Source organism: Kitasatospora sp. NPDC059747, from assembly GCF_042732955.1.
Taxonomy (GTDB): Bacteria; Actinomycetota; Actinomycetes; order Streptomycetales; family Streptomycetaceae; genus Kitasatospora.
The window spans coordinates 1-19,914 of record NZ_JBHWGV010000048.1 but is presented as its reverse complement, the minus strand read 5'-3'; the positions used below and the strand labels follow the sequence as shown (position 1 = coordinate 19,914).

24 protein-coding genes are annotated in these 19,914 nt (G+C 74.7%); 17 read left to right on the top strand and 7 right to left on the bottom strand.

Features of this window, described 5'->3' with window-relative positions:
- Positions 1–19: 19 nt before the first annotated feature.
- The 5 genes from ACFV4G_RS21655 to ACFV4G_RS21635 all read right to left on the bottom strand — a co-directional run bounded on the left by ACFV4G_RS21655 (position 20) and on the right by ACFV4G_RS21635 (position 3,477).
- Positions 20–598 (bottom strand): flavodoxin family protein, encoded by a 579-nt coding sequence (locus ACFV4G_RS21655; RefSeq protein ID WP_380442769.1) that lies wholly within the window; start codon positions 596–598, stop codon positions 20–22.
- A gap of 100 nt (positions 599–698) precedes the next feature.
- Positions 699–1,280 (bottom strand): GNAT family N-acetyltransferase, encoded by a 582-nt coding sequence (locus ACFV4G_RS21650; protein ID WP_380442767.1) that lies wholly within the window; start codon positions 1,278–1,280, stop codon positions 699–701.
- Positions 1,281–1,320: 40 nt separating this feature from the next.
- Complete coding sequence (locus tag ACFV4G_RS21645; RefSeq protein WP_380442765.1) at positions 1,321–2,238, bottom strand: NAD(P)-dependent oxidoreductase; 918 nt, start codon at positions 2,236–2,238, stop codon at positions 1,321–1,323.
- 76 nt (positions 2,239–2,314) lie between these two features.
- Entirely contained in the window at positions 2,315–2,731 is a 417-nt protein-coding gene (locus tag ACFV4G_RS21640; protein ID WP_329927198.1) for a hypothetical protein, read from the bottom strand.
- Between the two features lie 185 nt (positions 2,732–2,916).
- Positions 2,917–3,477: a heme-binding protein gene (locus tag ACFV4G_RS21635; protein WP_380442763.1), complete on the bottom strand. Its 561-nt coding sequence runs from the start codon at positions 3,475–3,477 to the stop codon at positions 2,917–2,919.
- A gap of 213 nt (positions 3,478–3,690) precedes the next feature.
- On the opposite strand from ACFV4G_RS21635, the gene ACFV4G_RS21630 reads away from it, so the two are divergent.
- Together ACFV4G_RS21630 and ACFV4G_RS21625 are read left to right on the top strand one after the other, a co-directional pair.
- Complete coding sequence (locus ACFV4G_RS21630) at positions 3,691–5,070, top strand: sensor histidine kinase (protein ID WP_380442761.1); 1,380 nt, start codon at positions 3,691–3,693, stop codon at positions 5,068–5,070.
- Positions 5,067–5,699, top strand: coding sequence for a response regulator (locus tag ACFV4G_RS21625; RefSeq protein ID WP_380442759.1), 633 nt, complete (start codon positions 5,067–5,069; stop codon positions 5,697–5,699). The genes ACFV4G_RS21630 and ACFV4G_RS21625 overlap by 4 nt, the downstream gene beginning before the upstream one ends.
- A 459-nt stretch (positions 5,700–6,158) precedes the next feature.
- On the opposite strand, the gene ACFV4G_RS21620 is transcribed toward ACFV4G_RS21625, so the two are convergent.
- Positions 6,159–6,731 carry a hypothetical protein gene (locus ACFV4G_RS21620; protein ID WP_380442757.1) on the bottom strand — a complete coding sequence of 191 codons (573 nt, stop codon included), beginning with the start codon at positions 6,729–6,731 and terminating at the stop codon, positions 6,159–6,161.
- On the opposite strand from ACFV4G_RS21620, the gene ACFV4G_RS21615 reads away from it, so the two are divergent.
- The 14 genes from ACFV4G_RS21615 (at position 6,698) to ACFV4G_RS21550 (ending at position 18,471) form a co-directional block, all read left to right on the top strand.
- A complete protein-coding gene (locus ACFV4G_RS21615; protein WP_380442839.1) occupies positions 6,698–7,339 on the top strand; it encodes an alpha/beta fold hydrolase in 642 nt (213 codons plus the stop codon). The two genes, ACFV4G_RS21620 and ACFV4G_RS21615, sit on opposite strands and share 34 nt — an antisense overlap.
- Before the next feature lie 261 nt (positions 7,340–7,600).
- Complete coding sequence (locus tag ACFV4G_RS21610) at positions 7,601–8,722, top strand: nucleotide disphospho-sugar-binding domain-containing protein (protein ID WP_380442755.1); 1,122 nt, start codon at positions 7,601–7,603, stop codon at positions 8,720–8,722.
- A 340-nt stretch (positions 8,723–9,062) separates the two neighbouring features.
- On the top strand, positions 9,063–9,695 hold the full coding sequence (locus tag ACFV4G_RS21605) for a pyridoxamine 5'-phosphate oxidase family protein (protein ID WP_380442753.1): 633 nt from the start codon (positions 9,063–9,065) through the stop codon (positions 9,693–9,695).
- Positions 9,696–9,887: 192 nt separating this feature from the next.
- A complete protein-coding gene (locus tag ACFV4G_RS21600) occupies positions 9,888–10,034 on the top strand; it encodes a hypothetical protein (protein WP_380442751.1) in 147 nt (48 codons plus the stop codon).
- A complete protein-coding gene (locus ACFV4G_RS21595) occupies positions 10,031–10,402 on the top strand; it encodes a holo-ACP synthase (RefSeq protein ID WP_380442749.1) in 372 nt (123 codons plus the stop codon). Before ACFV4G_RS21600 ends, ACFV4G_RS21595 begins: the two co-directional genes overlap by 4 nt.
- 40 nt (positions 10,403–10,442) lie before the next feature.
- Positions 10,443–10,694 (top strand): acyl carrier protein, encoded by a 252-nt coding sequence (locus ACFV4G_RS21590; RefSeq protein ID WP_380442747.1) that lies wholly within the window; start codon positions 10,443–10,445, stop codon positions 10,692–10,694.
- A gap of 19 nt (positions 10,695–10,713) precedes the next feature.
- Positions 10,714–11,538 (top strand): class I SAM-dependent methyltransferase, encoded by an 825-nt coding sequence (locus ACFV4G_RS21585; RefSeq protein ID WP_380442745.1) that lies wholly within the window; start codon positions 10,714–10,716, stop codon positions 11,536–11,538.
- Positions 11,538–12,515, top strand: a complete 978-nt coding sequence (locus tag ACFV4G_RS21580; RefSeq protein ID WP_380442742.1) for a 3-oxoacyl-[acyl-carrier-protein] synthase III C-terminal domain-containing protein — start codon at positions 11,538–11,540, stop codon at positions 12,513–12,515. The genes ACFV4G_RS21585 and ACFV4G_RS21580 overlap by 1 nt, the downstream gene beginning before the upstream one ends.
- Positions 12,512–12,778 carry an acyl carrier protein gene (locus ACFV4G_RS21575; RefSeq protein WP_359970354.1) on the top strand — a complete coding sequence of 89 codons (267 nt, stop codon included), beginning with the start codon at positions 12,512–12,514 and terminating at the stop codon, positions 12,776–12,778. Before ACFV4G_RS21580 ends, ACFV4G_RS21575 begins: the two co-directional genes overlap by 4 nt.
- A complete protein-coding gene (locus ACFV4G_RS21570; RefSeq protein WP_380442739.1) occupies positions 12,775–13,584 on the top strand; it encodes a hypothetical protein in 810 nt (269 codons plus the stop codon). Before ACFV4G_RS21575 ends, ACFV4G_RS21570 begins: the two co-directional genes overlap by 4 nt.
- A gap of 96 nt (positions 13,585–13,680) precedes the next feature.
- The gene (locus ACFV4G_RS21565; protein WP_380442737.1) at positions 13,681–15,054 is read left to right on the top strand and encodes a condensation domain-containing protein; all 1,374 of its coding nucleotides are present in this window, start codon (positions 13,681–13,683) and stop codon (positions 15,052–15,054) included.
- Complete coding sequence (locus ACFV4G_RS21560; RefSeq protein ID WP_380442734.1) at positions 15,051–16,100, top strand: polysaccharide deacetylase family protein; 1,050 nt, start codon at positions 15,051–15,053, stop codon at positions 16,098–16,100. The genes ACFV4G_RS21565 and ACFV4G_RS21560 overlap by 4 nt, the downstream gene beginning before the upstream one ends.
- A gap of 34 nt (positions 16,101–16,134) precedes the next feature.
- Positions 16,135–17,418 (top strand): MFS transporter, encoded by a 1,284-nt coding sequence (locus ACFV4G_RS21555; protein WP_380442732.1) that lies wholly within the window; start codon positions 16,135–16,137, stop codon positions 17,416–17,418.
- Between the two features lie 354 nt (positions 17,419–17,772).
- Positions 17,773–18,471: a DUF4232 domain-containing protein gene (locus tag ACFV4G_RS21550; protein ID WP_380442730.1), complete on the top strand. Its 699-nt coding sequence runs from the start codon at positions 17,773–17,775 to the stop codon at positions 18,469–18,471.
- 145 nt (positions 18,472–18,616) lie between these two features.
- Here the strand turns inward: ACFV4G_RS21550 and ACFV4G_RS21545 are convergent, their stop codons facing one another.
- Positions 18,617–19,045 carry a DUF3052 family protein gene (locus ACFV4G_RS21545; protein WP_380442727.1) on the bottom strand — a complete coding sequence of 143 codons (429 nt, stop codon included), beginning with the start codon at positions 19,043–19,045 and terminating at the stop codon, positions 18,617–18,619.
- A 158-nt stretch (positions 19,046–19,203) separates the two neighbouring features.
- Between ACFV4G_RS21545 and ACFV4G_RS21540 the strand changes: the two genes are divergently transcribed.
- Complete coding sequence (locus ACFV4G_RS21540; RefSeq protein WP_380442723.1) at positions 19,204–19,752, top strand: transglutaminase family protein; 549 nt, start codon at positions 19,204–19,206, stop codon at positions 19,750–19,752.
- Positions 19,753–19,914: the final 162 nt, after the last annotated feature.

Here is a 19,914-nt window from a genome sequence, read left to right as displayed (position 1 = left end):
GCCCGACCGGGTGCGGAGCTCACTGCGAGAAGAAGGACTTCGCGGCGACCAGCGCCCGCTCGTCGCGCAGCACGTCCCCCGGCCGGGTGCCGTTGCCGAGCAGCGCGCCGCCCCAGCGCATGCCCATGTAGTCGGCGGTCAGCCGCAGCGCGCCGATCAGCGGGTCGGCCTTGTCGTCCTCGGTGGCCAGGGCGGTGACCGACCAGATGGTGCCGCCCGCCAGGCTCGTGCGGAACACCTTGTCGGGCAGCCGGAGCCAGGACGACCAGTGGTCGAGGTAGAGCTTCGCGCTGGTGGGCAGCGAGTACCAGTACAGCGGCGCGACGAAGACCAGGTCGGTGGCCTCCAACGTGGCGTCCAGCAGCGTCCGTTCGTGTCCGTGCGGCTCGGGGAAGGAGCCGTCCCCGGCGTGCCGGAAGTCCTCGAACGGCGGGAGCGGGTGGTCGTCCAGGCGCAGCCAGCGCTGTTCGGCGCCGGGCGGCAGGCTCGCCCCGGCGGCCAGGCGGGCGAGCTGTTCGGAGTTCCCGTCGGCGCGCGAACTGGCGACGAGGAAGAGGAATCTGCGCGGCGGCTCGGCGCCCGCGTGCTGGTCGTCCATCGGTGGCCCCCCGTTGCCTCGGTACCGCCCGGTCGGCGCGGTCCGTCGAAGTGGTGCGGAAGTGGTGCGTTCGCAGGCGCCAGCGCGCGGGCCGGGCCGGTTATTCCGGGGGCGTCCGCTCCGGTTCCGCCGGCGGGACGGGCCGGTCGGCCCACAGCCGGACCGGTTCGCGCAGGACGGGGTGCCACCGCGGGCCGAGGTCGGCGAGGCCGATCCGCTCGACGACCGCGCGGGAGGAGGCGTTGTGGTCGTGCACCCAGGCCACCACCGGCCGGTCCGGCGCGTGCCGGTGGGCGGCGTCGACGGCGGCGCGGGTCAGCTCGGTGGCGTAGCCGCGGCCCCAGTACGCCGGGTCGAGGCGGTAGTAGAGGTTCCAGAAGCCGGTGGAGGTCTGGAGCGAGGCGCCGCCGACGCCGACCACCGGGCCGTCGGCGCCCGGACGGGCCGTCCAGTAGCCCATGCCGTCGGACTCCCAGACGTCGACGGCCCGTCCGATCCAGGCGCGGGTGGTGCCCTCGTCGAGGTGCCGGCCCTCGGGGGCGTGCCGCCAGGTGCGGGGGTCGTGGTTGATGGCGTGCAGCGGCGCGAGGTCGGCCGGGCCGACGGCGCGCAGTTCCAGCCGTTCGGTGCGGACCAGCCAGGGGGCTGCGGAGCGGTCGTCGGCGCTGCGGGTGGACGTCACGCGCGGATCGTAGGCGGGCGCGGCACGGCCCGGCACGTGGTTATCGGCCGGCGGCACAGGTGGCGACGGGACCTCGGTCGGGCAGGCCGGCGCGGCGGCGGGCGACGGCCGCGACGGCGGCCCAGTCCTTGTCGCCGTCCCCGTGCGCGAGCGCGTCGAGGAAGGCGTCCCGCAGGACGCTGCCGAACGGGAGGGGCACGGTCGCGGCGGCCCCGGCGTCGAGCGCGAGGCCGACGTCCTTGAGGCCCAGCGGCAGCCGGAACCCGGCCGGCTCGTAGCGCCGCTCGGCCACCATCGCGCCGTACCCGCCGTAGACCGGCCCGGGGAAGAGCGTGTTGGTGATGAGCTCGACGAGGTCGGTCGGCCGGACGCCGTGGGCCTCGGCCAGGGCGCACGCCTCGGCCATCGACTCGATCGCGCAGGCCAGCAGGAAGTTGACACTGATCTTGGTGGTGTTGGCCTGGCCCGGACGGTCCCCGAAGTGCCAGGTCCGCTGCCCCATCGCGGCGAACAGCGGCTCGGCGCGCGCCAGCAGCGCGGGATCGCCCGCGGCGAGGATGTTCAGCTGTCCTGCGGCGGCGACCGGGGGCCGGCCGAGGACGGGCGCGGCGACGTAGCCGATGCCGTGCCCGGCGTGCGCGGCCTCGGCCCGCTCGGCGAGGGTGAGCGAGACCGTCGCCATGTTGACGTGCAGGGTCGCCCGCGCGCCCGACAGCAGGGCGGGGTCGAGCAGCAGCCGCTCGACCGCCTGGTCGTTGGCGAGCATGGAGACCACCGTGTCGGCCGCGAACACCTCGGCGAGCGTCTCCGCCGCCTCCGCGCCCTCGGCGACCATGGCGGCCACCGGCTCGGGGGAACGGTTCCAGACCCGGACGGCGTGGCCGGCCCGCAGCAGGCTGCCCGCCATGCCCCGGCCCATCGCACCCAGCCCCACGAAGCCGACCGTCGTCCCGGTCATCGCGCACTCCCAATCGCCGTCGCCCCGGCCGCGCGCCCGCGCCGCCGCACCCCGGCCGACTGTACGTCAGCCGAGCTCAGGCGCAGGCGCGCTCCGGCAGCCGCACCGCCCGGCCGCGCTCCAGCTGGGTGAGCACCCGGTGGCGCAGCAGCTCGTACTGGGCCTGGAGCCGGCCGTGCCGGGCCGGGCGGGAGACCGGGCGGCCGGGGCCGACCAGTTCGTCCGGCCCGAACTGCTCGCGGGTGAGGTCGATCTCGACGCCGGGGGCGAAGCGGTTCCACCAGTGGAGGTCCGTCCGGACCCCGCCGGCGTACACCTCGCCCATCATCAGCTCGCCGCCGATCAGGTCGTGCAGCACCATCGCGGTGACGCCGCACTGGCCGCGGGCGGGATTGTCGGGACGCCAGTGGGCCAGGTCCTCGGGCGCACAGGTGTCGACACCCCAGGAGGAGCGGATCGCACGTTCGATGTCGTTGAGGGTCCACGCCGTCATACCGGGAAGCCTGCCACGCCCCACCGACAGTGGCACCGGCTTTTGACCGGTCCGCGCCCTGTACTGCAAGGACCCTCCCGATCTTCACCCGAACGAGGGGAAACGGAAACCCGCCCGCCCGGGTGTGCGGGGCGGGCGGGCGGTGCGTCAGGGGTGCTTCCCCGTCCGCGGTGCCCAGGGCCGCGTCACTTCGCGAGCGCGGCGACCCCCGCCTGGGCGAACTGCTCGTCCAGGTCGCCGCTGGGCGCGCCCGCGACGCCGATCGCCGCGACCGGGGCGCCCTTGGCCTGCACCGGGGCGCCGCCGGCCAGGAACAGCGTGCCCGGGATGTCCTTGAGGTTCGGGGCCTGCGCCAGCCGCTTGGCCAGCTCCGAGGTCGGCGCATTCCAGGAGACCGCGGTGTAGGCCTTGCGCACGGCCGACTCCGGCGACTGCGGGCCGGCCGCGTCGCCCTTGAGCAGGACCCGGGTGACGCCGTCCCGGTCGACGACCGCGACCGAGACGTGCTGGCCGGCCTTGGCCGCCGCGTCCAGGGCGGCCTGCGCGGCGCGGGTGGCGGCGTCGACGGTCAGACCCGTGCTCTGGGCCAGGTTCCTGTTCTGGGTGTCGACCTTCACCGCGGCCGGCGCGGCGGCCGGGGTCTCGCTCGTGTCGGCGCTGGCCGAGACGGCGCCGACGGTGGCGGCGAGCGCGGCGGCGGCGAGGGTACCGGTCAGGACTCGGGTGCGCACGGAGATCTTCTTCATCGGGGTCCAGCTCCTCGGGGACTGCGGGATCGGGCTGTCGGGGATCCGCGGGTTCGGGGGGAGCCGCGGGTTCGGGTGGGGGCCGCCGGGCGGCGGGGGGACCCGTCCGGCGGCCGTGCTTCGATCCTCCGGCCGGAGCGGGGCCGGCCACATCGGCGGTCCGGCGCGGCCGCGCGGGCGGGTCGGCGGACACCGGGGTCAACCGATCGGCTGATGCGGGACCGGGCCGGACGGGTCACCATCGAGGGATCGGCGCAGGTCAGCGCGCCCCCCGTGACCACCGACCAGGAGCCTCCCGTGCCGCACCCCCGCGCCGCAGACGACGCCGTCGTCGCCGAGGGCGCCGAGGGCGCCGACGCGCTCGCGGGTGCGGACGCGCTCGGGAGCACCGCCGGCGACCCGGACGCGGGCCGGCTCGCGCTGCTGCTCGACTCCGCCTTCCTCCTGCTGCTCGTCGCCTCGCTCAGCCGCTACCTCACCCACCACGCCGGCAGCCCGCGGATCCCGTGGGTCGTCGGCCTGAGCGCCGCCCTGGCCGCCGCCCAGCCGGCCGGCTCCTGGCTCGCGCACCGCCGCCCGCCCGCACCGGGCCGGCGCCGGCTCTGGCCGTTCGCGACGGTGGTCGCCCTCTGGGTGGTGCTGGTGCTGCTCGCGCCGAGCTTCGCGTGGTGCGCCGTCCCGTTGGTCTACACCGCCCTGCGCACGCTCGCCGCGCGGGCGGCGATCCCGCTGGTGGCGGCGCTCACCCTGCTGGTCGTGATCGCCGAGATCCGGCTGCCCGGCGGCGCCGACGCGACGCTCGTCCTGTTGCCGCCCGCCGTGGCGGCGCTCGCCACCGGCGTCTTCCTCTTCATGGCGCGGCAGGCCGCCCGGCAGCACGCGTTGATCGCCGACCTGGTCCGCACCCGACGCGAACTCGCCGCCACCGAACGGCGGGAGGGCACGCTGGCGGAGCGCGAGCGGCTGGCGATGGAGATCCACGACACCCTCGCCCAGGGCCTGTCCAGCCAGCAGATGCTGCTCCAGGCCGCCGACCGCACCTGGGACGCCGACCCGGCGACCGCCCGCGCCCACGTGCGCACCGCCGCCGACGTCGCCGCCCGGAACCTCGCCGAGGCCCGCCGCTTCGTCCACGACCTCGCACCCGCCGAACTCGCCGACGGCCGCCCGCTGGACGAGGCGCTGCGCGCGCTGGCCGCGCGCGAGTCCGCCGAGAGCGGCCTGCCGGTCCGCTTCCACCTGGACGGCGCGCCCGTCCCGCTGCCGGCCGCCGCCCAGTCCGCGCTGCTGCGGATCGCCCAGGGCGCGCTGGCCAACGTCCGGGAGCACGCCGGGGCTTCGACGGCGGCGATCACGCTGTCCTTCCTCGGCGACCAGGCCGTGCTGGACGTCGCCGACGACGGCCGGGGCCTCGACCGCGGCCGGGGCCCCGACGGCGCCGGCGAAGGACCGGCGGGCGGGGCCGGCCGCGGGTACGGGCTGCCGGCGATGCGCGCGCGGCTGCGGCAGCTCGGTGGCACGCTGACGGTCGAGAGCGCCCCCGGCGAGGGCACCGTCGTCTCCGCCTCGATCCCCCTGGAGCAGCAGCCATGACCACGACTCCCGTCCGGCTGCTGGTCTGCGACGACCACGCGGTGGTCCGGGCCGGCCTGCTCGCGCTGCTCGCGAGCGCGGGCGACTTCGAGGTGGTCGGCGAGGCGAGCACCGGGGAGGAGGCGGTCGCGCTGGCCGACCGGCTGGCGCCGCAGGTCGTGCTGATGGACCTCCAGCTCGGGGACGGCATCGACGGCGTGGAGGCCACCCGCCGGATCACCGCCGCGCCCGGCGGTCCGCACGTGCTGGTGCTGACCACGTACGACACGGACGCCGACATCAGCCGCGCGATCGCCGCCGGGGCCACCGGCTACCTGCTGAAGGCCGAACGGCCGGAGGAGCTGTTCGCCGCCGTCCACGCCGCCGCGCGGGGGAGGACGGTGCTGTCGCCGCCGGTGGCGACCCGGGTGATGGCGCAGATGCGGGCGCCCGCGCCGCAGCTGACCGAGCGCGAGCAGGACATCCTGGAGCAACTGGCGCAGGGGCTCGGCAACCGGGAGATCGCCCGCGCGCTGTTCATCAGCGAGGCCACCGTGAAGACCCACCTGGGCCGCATCTACGACAAGCTCGGCGTCGACACCCGGTCCGGCGCGGTGGCCGTCGCCAAGGAGCGCAGGCTGCTGCGCTGAGCGCTCGTCCGGTGCCGCTCCGTACTGTCGAAGTGCTCGGAATGTCGGATTCCAGACCGGCGCACGCTCTCCCCCGCACCCCGCACGCGCCCCCGACGGACCGTCGCGCGCCCTGATGCGCCCACAAATACCTGGTGGCGCGGCGTCCACGACCCTGTCACGATTGTGGATGTTTCGTGGATCCCGCTATTGACAAACCAACCACGCGGTTTGTTAGCTTGGGTCCAACGACGTCCCTGGGGGAAGGGGCTCGCCGGGGTCCGTGCGGACCGCCCTCGCCGGAGGGCACCGCCAGGGGGGCCGGCGAGCGGCCGGGGGGTCGGGGGGAGCGGCAGTGCCGAAGCCGCGCGACGAGGGTGGCGCGGAGCGTGTCCGGGGGGGCTCGCTCCGCGCCTCCTCTGCCCACTGATCTGCGCACCGATCTGCCCACCGAGGCCCCGCCCGACGCGGGACCCCGCGTCACGCCATCGCGCTCCAGTGGGAACAGCAGACGTACGGCAGCGGCGCGCGGCCGCACCCACCCGCGGCCTGCGTGCGCGACGGGTGCTCCGGACGGTCCGCCCCCGGTGAGCTCGCGATCAGCCCTGCCTCACCCAAGTCGCCGAACTCCAGCACCAGTTGATAGCCGTCCCGGGTCGTCGCGGCCACCCGCGGCAGCTCCCGGCCGACACCGAGCGCGGTGATCGTCCAGCCGCGCCGCCGCCAGTGGCCCTCGACCACGCCGGCCAGCACCGCGCGCCGCGCCTCCGACACGATGGTGAGGACGTCCCGTCCGCGCGTGACGTACCAGTGCGGACCGTCGCCGGACCGGGGCGGCGGCAGCCGGACGCCGGACCGGGGCGGCGCGCTCTGCCAGACGGGCATCGGCCGGATCGCGTCGAGCGTGTCCTGGAGCAGCGTCTCGCATCTCGCGGCGGCGACGAGTTGATCGACCGTCGCCTCCCCCAGCGGCCAGGCGGCCGGCTCCTCCGGCCCGAAGCAGGGGCGGCCCACCGGGCATCCGAGGTTCAGGTCGGCACGACCTGGCAGCACTGGGTTCTCCGTACTCCTCCCGGTGTTCAACCCGGGCAGGGATTCCGTCTCTCCTTCGACGGCGCGCGTACGCGATCGGTTCCGGCACCGCCGACGTCGGCGGCTTCTCGCTCGGCGCCGTCGTCGCCACCGCGGCCGCCGCACTGCGCCCGGATCAGGTCCGCCGGCTGGTCGCCACCGCCGGGTGGATCAGCAGCGAGCAGGACGAGTACCTGCGCCTGTCCTTCGCCACCTGGCTGTCGCTCGCCGGCGACCCCGTCGCCTTCGGCCGCCACGCCACCCTCACCGCCTTCAGCCGGGGCTTCCTCAACCGGATCGGCCGAGCTGCCGTCGAGGCCAACACCGCCTACATGCAGCCGACTTCGGGCACGTTGCGGCACATCGCCCTCGACCTCGCGCTGGACCTCGGCCCGCTGCTCCCCCGGGTCCAGGCACCGGCCCTGGTCATCGGCTGCACCCAGGACGCCACCGTGCCGGTGGAGAACACCCGCCGGCTGCACGCCGCCCTCCCCGGCAGCGCGTACGCCGAGTTCGACACCGGGCACATCGTCCTGGCCGAGGAGACCGAGGCGTACACCAGGACCGTCCGCGACTTCCTCGACGGCTGAGCGGGAATCCCGACCGGCTGCCCCCGCGGAACCGGCACGCCCGACCGGCGACCGACCCGGACCGAGCGGGCCCGACCGGCGACCGACCCGCCCCGCGCCGGAGAGAGCACACCGCGGCCCGCCTGGCAAGAGCCACGGCAGAACGTCCGATTCCCGCACACGGCACCGAAATCCGAATTGACTCGACATCAGCTCGCGAGAGGAGATGGGCTTGTCCGTCGCCGCTCCGCACGAGAGCGCGACACGTCATGCAAGGAGACGATGATGCGCATACTCCTCACCGGCCCGGCCGCGGCCGGCCACCTCTTCCCGATGGTGCCCACCGCCCAGGCCCTGCGCGCCGCCGGGCACGACATCCTGTTCGCCGTCTCCCGGCCGCTGGACCAGATCCGCAGCGCCGGCTTCCCGCTCGCCGAGATCGGCGACGGCCGCGACATGCGCGACCTGTTCTCCGAGGCCAACGACGGCCAGCTCAGCTACAGCGGCCACGGCCTCGACCAGGACGGGATCCTGGACATGGCCGCCCGCGCCTTCGCCTACGTCGCCCGTCCCACCGTCGACGGCCTCCTCGACGTCGCCTCCGACTGGGGCGCCGACCTGCTCGTGCACGCCGCGTTCCAGCCCGCGGCCCCGCTGGTGGCGGCCAAGCTCGGGATCCCGTCGGTCCTGCACAACTACGGCATCCCGACCGGCCGCGACATGGTCGAGCGCCTCGCCGGCCACTTCACCGACCTCTACGAGAAGCACGGCGTGGCCGGTCCCGCCACGCCCACCTCGCTCAGCATCGGCCCGCTCGGCGGCGACCCGGACGGCCTGCGGATGCGCTACGTGCCGTACAACGGCGGCGGCCTCGTCCCGGGCGAGTTCCTGGCCCCGGCCGAGCGTCCGCGGGTCCTGATCACCCTGGGCACCGTGGTCACCCAGATGGACGGCGTCAGCGCCGTCTCCCGCCTGATCGAGGCGGCCTCCGCGGTCGACGCCGACTTCCTGCTCGCCGTCGACGGCGCCGACATCGCCCCGCTCGGCACCCTGCCCGGCAACGTCCGCGCCCTGCCCTGGGTGCCGCTCGCCGACCTGGTCCGTCACTGCGACGGCGTGATCCAGCACGGCGGCGCGGGCACCACGGGCACCACCCTCTCGGCAGGTGTCCCGCAGCTCCTGCTCCCCCAGGGCGCCGACAACTTCATGGTCGCCGACGCGCTCGTCGCCGCCGGTATCGCCCTGCGCTCCACCTCGGAGACCGTCGACACCGACGTCCTGAACCGCCTCCTGACCGACACCGACCTCCGCGCCGCCGCCGCCCGCGTCCGCGCCGAGAACGACGCCCTCCCCACCCCCGCCGCCATGGTCCCCACCCTGGAGGCCCTGGCCGCCGCCCGCTGAACCGCCCCGGCACCCGGCAGCCGCAGGCCACCCGGCCTGCGGCTTTCCGCGTTGCGGCGCGGGCACGCGCCGCCGCCCCGCCCGACGGACGCCGCTCCTGCCGGTACGCCGTGCGCTCCGGACAACTGCTCCGGCAGTGTTACCGGTTCTGCCGGTCGCGACGGTCCCGTGGGCGGTGCCCGGCGCAAGCGCAGGTGGGCAGCGGTGCGGTCGGCGGCGGCCGGACGCCGGGGGGGCTCCCGCTCGTCTGGCCGGGCTGGAGGAGTGTGCCCAGGCGAGGTCCGTACGGTGGTCGAACCGCAAGGCCGTTCCCCGTGCCGACCCACCAGAGGAGCGTCGCATGAGCCGGTTCGACCAGCTCGCGTACACCGAGGCGGTGCGCCAGGTCCAGGAGGAGATGGGCAGCGCCACCGCCGCCGACCGCCGGCTGCGGCGCCCGGCCGAGGAGGCCGAGCCGCTCACCGGCTCCGAGGCCTCGTTCATCCGCAGCCTCGACGGCTTCCTGTTCGCCAGCGTGGGCCAGACCGGCTGGCCGTACATCCAGTTCCGGGGCGGCCCGACCGGGTTCGTGCACGTGCTGGACGAGCACACGCTCGGCTACCTCAGCGTCCGGGGCAACCGGCAGTACATCACCACCGGCAACCTGCGGGGCGACGACCGGGTCGCGCTCTTCTTCATCGACCACGCGCGCCGGGCACGCCTCAAGCTGTTCGGCCGCGCCGCCGCCGTGCCGATCGGCGACGACCCCGGGCTCGTCGAGCGCCTGAGCGAGCCGCGCACCGAGGGCGCGGTCGAACACGTCGTCACCATCCGGGTCGAGGCGTTCGCCTGGAACTGCCCCAACCACATCACGCCCCGGTTCAGTCAGCGCGAGGTCTCCGACGCCCTGGCGCCGGTCCACGAGCGCCTCGCGCAGCTGGAGCAGGAGAACGCCGCCCTGCGCGCCGAGCTCGCCGCGGGAAAGCCGCAGTAGGACGGGAGCGGCCCCAGGGAGCGGCCCCGGGGGCGTCCCCAGGGGAGCGGCCCCGGGTGCCCGGTGTTCCGGTGACGCACCCGGCTGTCCGCTGACCTAATTCGGCAGCCGGTTCCGGGCGTTGAGAAAGGTCTGCACCAATCCCTAGCCTCGAATCGTCCAAGAACACCGAGGCGAACGGAGACATCGCCCATGGTCAGCGATGTGATCGACCGGAACGGCCGGCTCCAGGAAATCACGGACCGCCTCACCGGCCACGACGGGCAACCCGCCCTCGCCACCCCCGGACCCGTCCGCGACGCCGCCAGGGCCACCGCCGGCGCCGCCGATCCGTCGTGAACCGGCCCCGCATCGGCGTCGACCTCGTGCCGCTCACCCGGATCCACGAACTCCTGCCGGTGCTCAGGCGGTTCCTCTCCACCGACGAGCTGACCGCCTCCCGGACCCCGGACGGCGCGCCCGACCCGTCCGGGATCGCCGGACGGCTGGCCGCCAAGGAGGCCGTCTTCAAGCTGTTCGGCACCGTCGGCCGGCCCGTGCCCTGGCAGGGCATCGAGATCCTGCGCGGCCCCGGCGGCCGCCCCGAGGTCCGGCTGGCCGGCTCGGCCGCCGAACTCGCCGCCGACGCCGGGCTCGGCCCGATCGACATCAGCATCAGCCACGACGGCGGCTTCGCCATCGCCGTCGCGGCCACCACCGCTCCCTGAGCGGGCCCACCACCGTCCGCGCCCTTCGAAGGGAACCGCCATGAGCGCCACCGGCACCGGCACCGCCACCGGCATCGACAAGGTCCGCGACTGGATCCTCGGCCGCCACCCCGGCCGCACCGAACTCGCGCCCGACGTCAACATCATCGAGAGCCGCCTGGTCGACTCGCTCGCCTTCGTCGAGCTCGTCTACACCATCGAGGACGCGGCCGGCATCGAGATCGACTTCGACACCATCGACATCGAGGACTTCCAGTCCCTCGCCACCATCCAGAAGGCGTTCTTCGCCTGAGCCCGAGGAGGGACCACCCATGCACGCCGTTTCCTACACCGCCCAGTGGATGGCCGCCGCCCGCGCCCAGGAGTCCGAACGCGAGGACGCCCTCTTCACCGACCCCCTCGCCCGCGACCTCGCCGCCCCCAAGGGCTTCGAACTGATCGAGCGTTATGTCGGAGGCGGTGTCCTGCCGTTCATCTCGATCAGGACCCGCTACCTGGACGACGCCATCCGCGACATCCTCGCCGAGGGCGGCATCCGGCAGGTCGTCCTCATCGCCGCCGGCATGGACACCCGCGCCTTCCGCCTCAACTGGCCCGACGGCACCGAGCTCTACGAGGTCGACCACGGCCCCCTCATCACGGAGAAGCGCCGCCGCCTCGACGCCCTCGGCGCCGAACCCCGCACCGACCGCCGCGAGGTCTCCGCCGACCTCACCCAGGACTGGCTGCCCACCCTCGAAGCCGCCGGCTTCGACCGCACCCGCCCCACCCTGTGGATCGCCGAGGGGCTGACCTTCTTCCTCACCGAGGACCAGGTCTCCGGCCTGCTCACCCTGCTCGCCTCGGCCTCCGCCCCCGGCAGCCGCCTCGCGTTCGACATGCTCGGCCGGGCCCAGCTGCGCAGCCCGTTCGCCAAGACCTTCCTCGACGCCCTGGCCGCCGACGGCACCCCGTGGGTCTTCGGGACCGACGAGCCCGAGGAGTTCCTGACCGCCAACGGCTGGAAGGCCGTCGACGTCAGCGAGCCCGGCCAGCCCGGCGCCGGCGAGGGCCGCTGGCCCTACGACGTCCAGCCGCGCGACCGCCGCGGCGCCAACCGGCTGTGGCTCGTCCGCGCCGAGATCGCGGCCGCGTGATGAGCGAGCGGACGGCGGAGCGCCGGATCACGCTGGAACGGATCGAGTCGTACGCGCCCGAGCGCAGCGTGCGGATCGAGGAGCTCGGGGAGCACCTCGGTCTGCGCCGTGGTGATCTGGGGGTGTTCCGCAAGTTCTACGGTCTCGACCGGCTGCGGTACGACCCGCAGCTGCCGCTGCTGGACCTGTTGCGGCCGGCGGCGCGCGCGGCGCTGGCCGCCCTGCCCGACGACGGACACGTCGACTACCTCGCCTACGCCCACGTCACCCAGGCCGTCGCCCCGGCCGACACCGACATGGCCCAGGTCGTGCGCGACGACCTCGGACTCACCGGCGCCGAGGCCTTCGGACTGAGCCACCAGGCCTGCGTCAGCAGCCTCGGCGCGATCGAGATCCTCGGCAACCTGCTGCGCGCCGAAGGCCGCGAAGGCGCCCACGCCCTCATGGTCACCGGTGAGCAGGCCTACTCCCCCATCGTGCAACTGGTCCCCAACACGGCGATCATGGCCGACGCCGCGGCCTCCTGCCTGCTCACCCTGGACGGCGACGGCGACATCGTCCGCTCCTTCACCACCCGCACCCTCGGCGAGTACGCCCGCTGGCTGGAGCTCACCCCCGAGCAGAGCACCGAGTACGGCGAGCAGTACGCCGCCAGGATCGCCGAGGTCATCCACCAGGCGCTGGCGGAAGCCGGGTTGACCTTCGACGACGTCGACCTCGTCATCCCCCACAACGTCAACAAGCTCGCCTGGCGCCAGACCGTCAAGGAACTCGGCATCGACCAGGACAAGGTCTTCCTCGACAACGTCCCCGTCTACAGCCACACCTTCGCCGCCGACGTCTTCCTCAACTACACCACCCTGCGCGACACCGGCCGGCTCACCGACGGCGCGCACTACCTCCTGGTGTCCGTCGGCCTCGGCGCCACCTTCGGCGCCATGGTCATCACCCACCGCACCCCGGGAGGCAGCCGGTGAACCGTCAGGACGTGCTGATCACCATCGAGAAGGCGCTGAGCGAGGTCCTGGAGCGACCGATCACCGGGCTGACCGAGGACACCGCGCTCTTCGACGACCTGCGGCTCGACTCCTCGTCCGTCCTCGGGCTGCTGATGACCGTCGAGGAGGCCACCGGGATCGCGGTGGACCCGGACGACCTCGACATCGACCACCTGCGCACCATGCGCTCGTTCGCCGACTACGTGGAGGCCGCGCTGCGGCGGGAAGAGGGGACCTCATGACCGCGCTCGCCCTGCGCGCAGCCACCGCCGTACGCGCCCCGGCCGGCCCCGGCCCGGGCGAGGACGACCCCGCCCTGCTCGCCTACTTCACCGACCTCCTCGCCCCGTTCGGGCAGAAACCCGACCAGGACCTCTACCGCGGCGGCGCCCACCTCCACCACCGGGACCTCGTCGACCTCCTCCTGGCCGCCGACGAGGCCGTCGCGGCCGCCCGGCCCGACCTCGCGATCGTCGCCCACGCCCTGCCCGACCTCGCCCCCTTCACCGCCACCGCCCCCTACCTCACCGCCCGGCTCGGCGGCCGGGCCACCAACTTCGCCCTCACCGAACAGGGCCTCGCCGCGCCCTTCACGGCCCTGCGCATCGCCGCCGCCTACCAGGAGGCCGGCCGGGCCGCCGAGGTCGCCGTCGCCGTCCTCGAACAGACCACCCTGCCCACGCCGTACCCCCTGACGCCGCTGGTCGACTCCGCCGCGCTCCTGGTCCTCCGCGCGGACGCCGGCCCCGGCCCGCGGTTCGCCGGCGCCCACTCCGCCGACCACGCCGGCCCGGCCCTGGCCGCCCGACTCGACGGTCCGGACGCGGACGGCACCCTCCTCGTCCTCGGCCCCCACGTCACCGACGACATCCCCGACCACCCCGCCGTCCACCGCGCCGAACCCGGCAGCTACTGCACCGGCGTCTGGCTCGAACTCGCGCGCCACTGGCAGGACTGGCAGCACGCCCACCGCCGCGTCGTCCTCTGCGACACCGACCCCCGCACCGGCCGCACCCACCTGGCCGTGTTCGCCGACGGCGAGGAGTGACCCGGGTCCACCCGCACCCGCCCGGCGCCGCCACCCGTGGAGGGCCCGGCTCCGGCAGACAACGGACGAGGCAACCGAAGGGACGGCAGGAACAGGATGACCACGGTCAACGAGCAGAGCATCAGGCTGGATTCCGCACGAGCCGGGACGGGCCCGGCCACCTGGGGGCAGCGGGCGATCTGGGGGGTCGTCACCCGGCTCGGCGACGACGCCCCCCGGTACAACCTGCCCACCGAGCTCCCCGTCACCCCGCCCCGCCCCGCCGCCCGCGTCCTCGCGGACCTGACGGAGCTGCTCCACCTCCACGACAGCCTGCACACCAGGCTGCTGCCGGCCGGTGAGGACGGGCTGGAGCAGGTCGTGGACGGCAGCGGCGAACTCCCCGTCGAGGTCCGGCGGTGCGCCGCGGCCGAGGCGCCGGAGGCCGGTGCCGCGCTGCTCAAGGAGCTGGCCGGACGCCCCTTCGACCACACCCGGGAATGGCCGCTGAGGGTCGGCCTCGTCGAGTGCGAGGGGCTGGTCCACCGGCTGGTCCTGACCGGTTCGCACGCCGGCATGGACTACTGGGGCCTCGTCCGGCTGCTGCGCGACCTCCGGTCGATCGAGGCGGGCGAGTCGGCCGAGTCGCTGCGCCGGTCCCGCCCCGCCCTCCAGCCGCTGGACGCCGCGGCGGTCCAGGCCTCGCCGCTCGGCCGCCGCCGGGACGAGGCCGCCCGCCGCTACTGGTGCGAGCAACTGGCCGCCGGCCCCCGGTGGATCTTCCGGGAGCCCGCCGCGCCGGAGCTCGCCGCCGATCCGGACCGGCTGTTCCCCAACGCGCTGCTGCGCTCGCCCGCGCTGGCCGTCGCCGTCGAGCGGGTGGCCGAGCACCTGGAGGTGAGCGACGCCGCGGTGCTGCTGGGCGCGGCCTCGCACCAACTGGCCCGGATGTCCGGCAGCGACGACGTGTTGTTCCAGGTGGTCGTGGGCAACCGCTTCCAGCCGGCCGCCACCGCGGCGGTCAGCACGGTGGCGCAGGAGGCGCTGTTCCGGCTCCCGGACGCGGGCCGGGACTTCGTGGACGCGGTACGGCGGACGCGGTCCGTCTCGTTCGGCGCGTTCCGGCACGCCGCGTACGACAAGTGGGCGCTGGAGCGGGAGGTGGCACGGCTGGTCGAACGGGGGGAGGCGGCCGACCACTCGTACTGGTGGAACGACACCCGGGACCCGGGCAGCGGGCCGTTCGACACCGTCGAGCGGCCGGAGGACGCACTGGGCGAGCTGGCCGGCCGCACCGAGCTGAGCTGGCCGACGGACTTCCCGGCCCGGGTGAACGTCTCGATGGCGGTGGACGTGCTGACCGCCCCGGGCGCCCTGGACCTCGCGATGACGGCCGACCCGGCGGTGCTCGGCCGCGCCGCGATGGAGCAGTTCCTGCGGGGCGTCGAGCAGTTGATCGTCGCCGAGGCGCTCGCGCTGGGGGACGAGTGAGCGCGCGCTACGCGGGAATCGCCTGGACGGGCGCGGGCTACGAGGTCGAGGTCGTCGACGGCGCCGGCCGCAGGGCGGCCGAGCCGAGCCGCTGGGGAGCTGCGGCCGTCACCGAACTCATCTCCCTGATACGGGATTTGAGCTCGGACGACGAACCGGTGGCCGTGGTGCTCGACAGCACCAACGGACTGCTCGACGGCCCGATGACGGCGGCCGGCCTGGAGGTGTACCGCGCGGACCCCTGGGTACTGCCGCCCCGGCCGCGGTTCGGCTCCGTCCCGGCCGCACGCCTGGCGGAGCAGGCCAGGACCGCGCCCGGCACGCTGGCACGGGTGACCGCCGAGGGCGGCAGCCTGACCGGCCGGGCCGACGAGTTCCACGAGGTCGTCCGGCGCAGCGAGCCGACCCGGGCCGCCCTGGTGGCCGCCGGCCGCTGGTTCGAGCACGGTCCGCGGGACGCCCCGCGGGTCGCGCTCACCTTCGACGACGGCCCCGATCCGGTGCACACCCGGCGGGTGCTGGAGATCCTGGACCGCTACGGGGTGCGGGCGACGTTCTTCTGCGTCGGCCACCACGCCGCGGCGCTGCCCGACGAGGTGCGCCGGATCGCCGACGCCGGCCACGAGGTGGGCAACCACTCCTGGTCCCACCCCTTCCTGGCCGATCTGACGGCCGATCAGTTGCGCGAGCAGCTCGACCGCACGGCGGAGGCGGTGGCCCGGGCCACCGGCACGGCCCCGACCCGGTTCCGCCCGCCGTACGGCGCGCTGAGCCCCGAGGTGCCGGCCGTCCTGGAGGACCACCCGGCCACCCTGACCATGTTCGACGTGGACTCCCGCGACTGGACGCGGCCGGGGCCGGAGCGCATCGCGGCGACCGTCCTGGAGTCCGCCGGCCCCGGATCGGTGGTGCTGATGCACGAGGGCGCCGGCGACCGCGGCCAGACCGTCCAGGCCCTCCCGTCGATCGTCGAGGGCCTGCTCGACCGCGGCCTGGAACCGGTCACCGTCGGGGAGCTCGACCCGCCGCCCGTCACCCGACCCTGAACACCACGATCCACCAGCGGAGGACTGAACAGTCATGGAAGAACGCTTGACCGAGCACGCCCCCGCGGCCGCGTCCGCGCGGGTGGAGGACCGGCCCGCCGAGGCGCCGGCGAGCACCGAACCGGCGATCTGGTCCCGTAACTTCCGCTACTACTTCACCGCCCGCAGCGCGGGCCTGCTCAGCTGGGCCATGCTCCCGGTCGCCGTCTCGGCCGGCCTGCTCAGCGGCGGCTACGGCCTGAACGCCGCCGGCTACTCGATGGCCTTCCTGGTGGGCCCGTTCGCCGGCCTGGTGCTGTTCGGCGGTGTCCTCGCCGACCGCTTCACCGCCCGCCGCATGATGATCGCCGCCGACCTGACGAACCTCGTCGCCCACGTGCTGCTCGCCTTCCTGTTCATCCACGGCATCGACCACCTGTGGCAGCTGTACACCCTGCTCGTGGTGGCCGGCACCGCCAACGCCATGTTCCAGCCCGGCGCTTCCTCGACCGTCCCCCTCGTCTCCCGCGACGTCCAGGGCGCCAACGGCGTCCTGCGCACCTCCGAGGCCCTCACCGGCCTCGGCGGCCCGGCCCTGGCCGGCGCCATGGTCGGCCTCGGCGCCACCGGCTGGGTGATGGTGATCTCCGCCCTCGCCTACGGGACCAGCGCGGTCTGTCTGCTCACCCTGCGCCTCGGCGTGGTGCCCGCCCCGCCGGCCGGCGAGAGCCTGTGGCACAACCTGGCCGTCGGCTGGCGGGAGTTCCGCTCCCGCAGCTGGCTGTGGGGCGTCATCGTCATCTGGATGGTCTTCGCGGTGCTCTCCTGGGGTCCGCAGCTGTCGGTCGCCGCCGGCGTCATCGTCCCCGAGCACGGCGCCACCGCCTTCGGCCTGATCAACTGCGCCCTCGGTGCGGGCACCGTGGCGGGCGGCCTGCTCGCGATCCGCTACAAGCCCGAACGCCCCCTGGCCGCCGGTGCGGTGGCGATGCTCGCCTACCCGCTCTACCCGCTCGGCATCGTCCTGGACTGGCCCGTCTGGCTGCTCGCCGCCGCCCAGTTCGCGGTCGGCGTCGGCATCGGCGTGTGGGGCGTCATGTGGGCCACCAGCGTCCAGACCCAGGTCCCCGGCGAGGTCCTCAACCGCGTCCACGCCTACGAAGTCGCCGGCTCCGTCGGCATGTACCCCATCGGCAGCGCCCTCGCCGGCCCCGCCGTCGGCGCCTTCGGCACCGACCGGGTCCTCCAGGTCGGCGTCGTGGTGGCCCTCTGCACCGCCGCCGCCCTCCTCCTCACCCGCCCCATCCGCAACCTGCGCCGAGTCCCCGCCCAAGCCTGACCACCCCGTCACCCGCACGGCCGCTGACCTGCTACTGTTCTTCCCGTCGGGAGGAAACGATCTCCCGAACAGGCGTCAGCGGTGCTACCAGAGCACGTCCTACTTTCAGTAGGAAGAGTCCGTGCGACCCGGGCCTGGCGCTCCATCACCGGACGAGGTCCGGCACCCATCAGGGTGCCGGGCCTCTTTCGCGTCCCGCCCCGAGTACCGTTGCTGCCGGTCGGCCAAGGGCGGAAAAAGGTCTCGTCACCGTCCTGTCACAGCCGCCCGCCTGAGGAACCGACGGCGCAACGGCGGTGTGTACGGGGCAGGTGCCGGTACTGGACCGGTACCACTCGATCCTTCGGGGGAGACATGCAGCAGAACACGCAGTACGCGAAGAAGGCCCTCAGACCCGCGGTTGCCGTGGTCTCGGCCGCCGCGGCAGCCCTGGTGATCACGGCCTGTGGACCGGGGGACGACCAGCCCGCCACCACCGCGGCCCCGTCGTCGGCGGCGACCGCCCCGACCGCGCCGAGCACCACGCCCGCGGCCCCGGTCAAGGGCGCCACGCCCTCCGCCGCCCCCGTCACGGCCGCCGCGTCGTCCACGCCGTCCGGCGCGGCGGCGCCGACCTGCACGCCAGGCGACCTCAAGGTGGACGCCCACCAGGCGAAGCAGCGTCCCAACGGCACGGGCATCGGAGCGGCGATCGTCGCCTTCACCAACGGCTCCGCGCACCCGTGCACGCTGGAGGGCTTCCCGACGGTGGCCGGCGCGGCCAACGGCTCGCCGGACCACAACGCCCCGCTCGCCGTGACCCACACCGGCTCCGCCGCGCCCGTCAAGCTGGCCCCGGGCGGCAAGGCCTGGGTGAAGCTCACCTTCGTCCAGGTCCAGGGCGAGGCCGACGGCTACTGCGTCTCGGGCGCCACACCGGTCGCCTACCCCACCCTCGTGCTGGGCCTGCCGGGCGGCGCGGGAGCACACCAAGTGGCCCTGGACGACGGCCTGTTCGCCGAGTGCGACAACAAGGTGACCACCACCGCCCTGCTGGCCACCAGCCCCTCCTGACGTACACCGAGCGCGAGCCAGGCCGCGACCCGCCGGCCTGGTCCCGCACCCGCGCACCCCGTCGGCGCTGCGGCGCACCCCGTCAGCCCCGGGTGAACACCCGCCCGTCGAGGCCGTGGAGCCGCTCGGCCCGCGCCGGGCGCGGTCAGCGCCCGCCGAGGGTGAAGCGGAAGCCGTCCCAGCCCTCGGCGACGTCGGCGGGCCTCGCGGCGGGAAGGCCCGCGGCCCGGGCGGCGTCCCGGACGACGTCCGGCCCGACGTGGCCCTCCCGGCCGGACTCCGGGATCAGCAGCCAGATCAGGCCGCGCTCCTCGACCCCTCCCACCTCGTCGAGCGCGTAGGCGAGCAGGTCGGTGAGCTCGCCGTCCTCGGCGCGGAACCACAGGAGCACGGCGTCCATCACGCCGTCCAGGTCCAGGTCGAGGAGGCCCTGCCCGGCGACCGAGTCGACGCTGTCGTGCAGGTCCAGGTCGATGTCGTCGCCGTAGCCTTCCTCCCGGACGACCATGCCGTGCTCGAACCCGAGCCGCAGGGCGCGGTCGCCGAGCTCCTCCTTCTCCTCCGACGCCGCCATGCGTGGTGTTCCTTCCCGCCCCGGGGCGCCGACCGCCCCGCCGGCGAGCAGCCAACCAGACGCGTAGGACACCCCGGGTGTGCGGGCCCCGGGAAGCCCACTGTCCAGGGAGTGGAATTGCGCCCGCGGCCGGCGGTGCGCGCGACACCGTGGACACCATGATCCTTCAATCGGAGACCGACGACCTCGCCGCCTACCTCGCGGCGGACGAGGTGATCGACCACCAGCACCCCGAACTGCGGCGCCTGGCCGCCGAGCTGGCCACACCCGAGGCGGCCTTCCACCACGTGCGCGACCGGGTGTGGCACTCCGCCGACGCGGGCGCGTGCAGCGGGGCGTTCCGCGCCTCCGAGGTGCTGGCCGCGCGCAACGCGATCTGCCACGGCAAGTCCCACCTGCTGGCCGCACTCCTGCGGGCCCAGGGTGTGCCGGCCGGCCTGTGCTACCAGCGCCTGGAGGACGGCGAGGGCGGCTTCGTGCTGCACGGCCTCAACGCCGTGCACCTGGACGGCCGCTGGTCGCGCCTGGACGCCCGGGGCAACCGCGAGGGCGTGGACGCCCGGTACGACCTGGAGACGGAACGGCTGGCCTGGCCGGTCCGCCCGGAGCTGGGCGAGCGCGACTACCCCGGCGTCTTCGCCGCCCCGCCCGCCCCGCTGCTCCGGGCGCTCGCCCGGGCGGTGCCGGGCGAGTCCGGCTACGGCTAGCTCCCGGGCGAACTCCCGGACTGAGCGGACGACCGCCGTGCCCGGGGCCTGCCGTGCCCGGTGAGGATCCCAACCGGCTCCGGGCACGGCAGGCCCCCGGTTCGGCTCCTCCACGTCCACGGTCTATTATAAAACAAAACGATACCACGAGAACAAAAAACA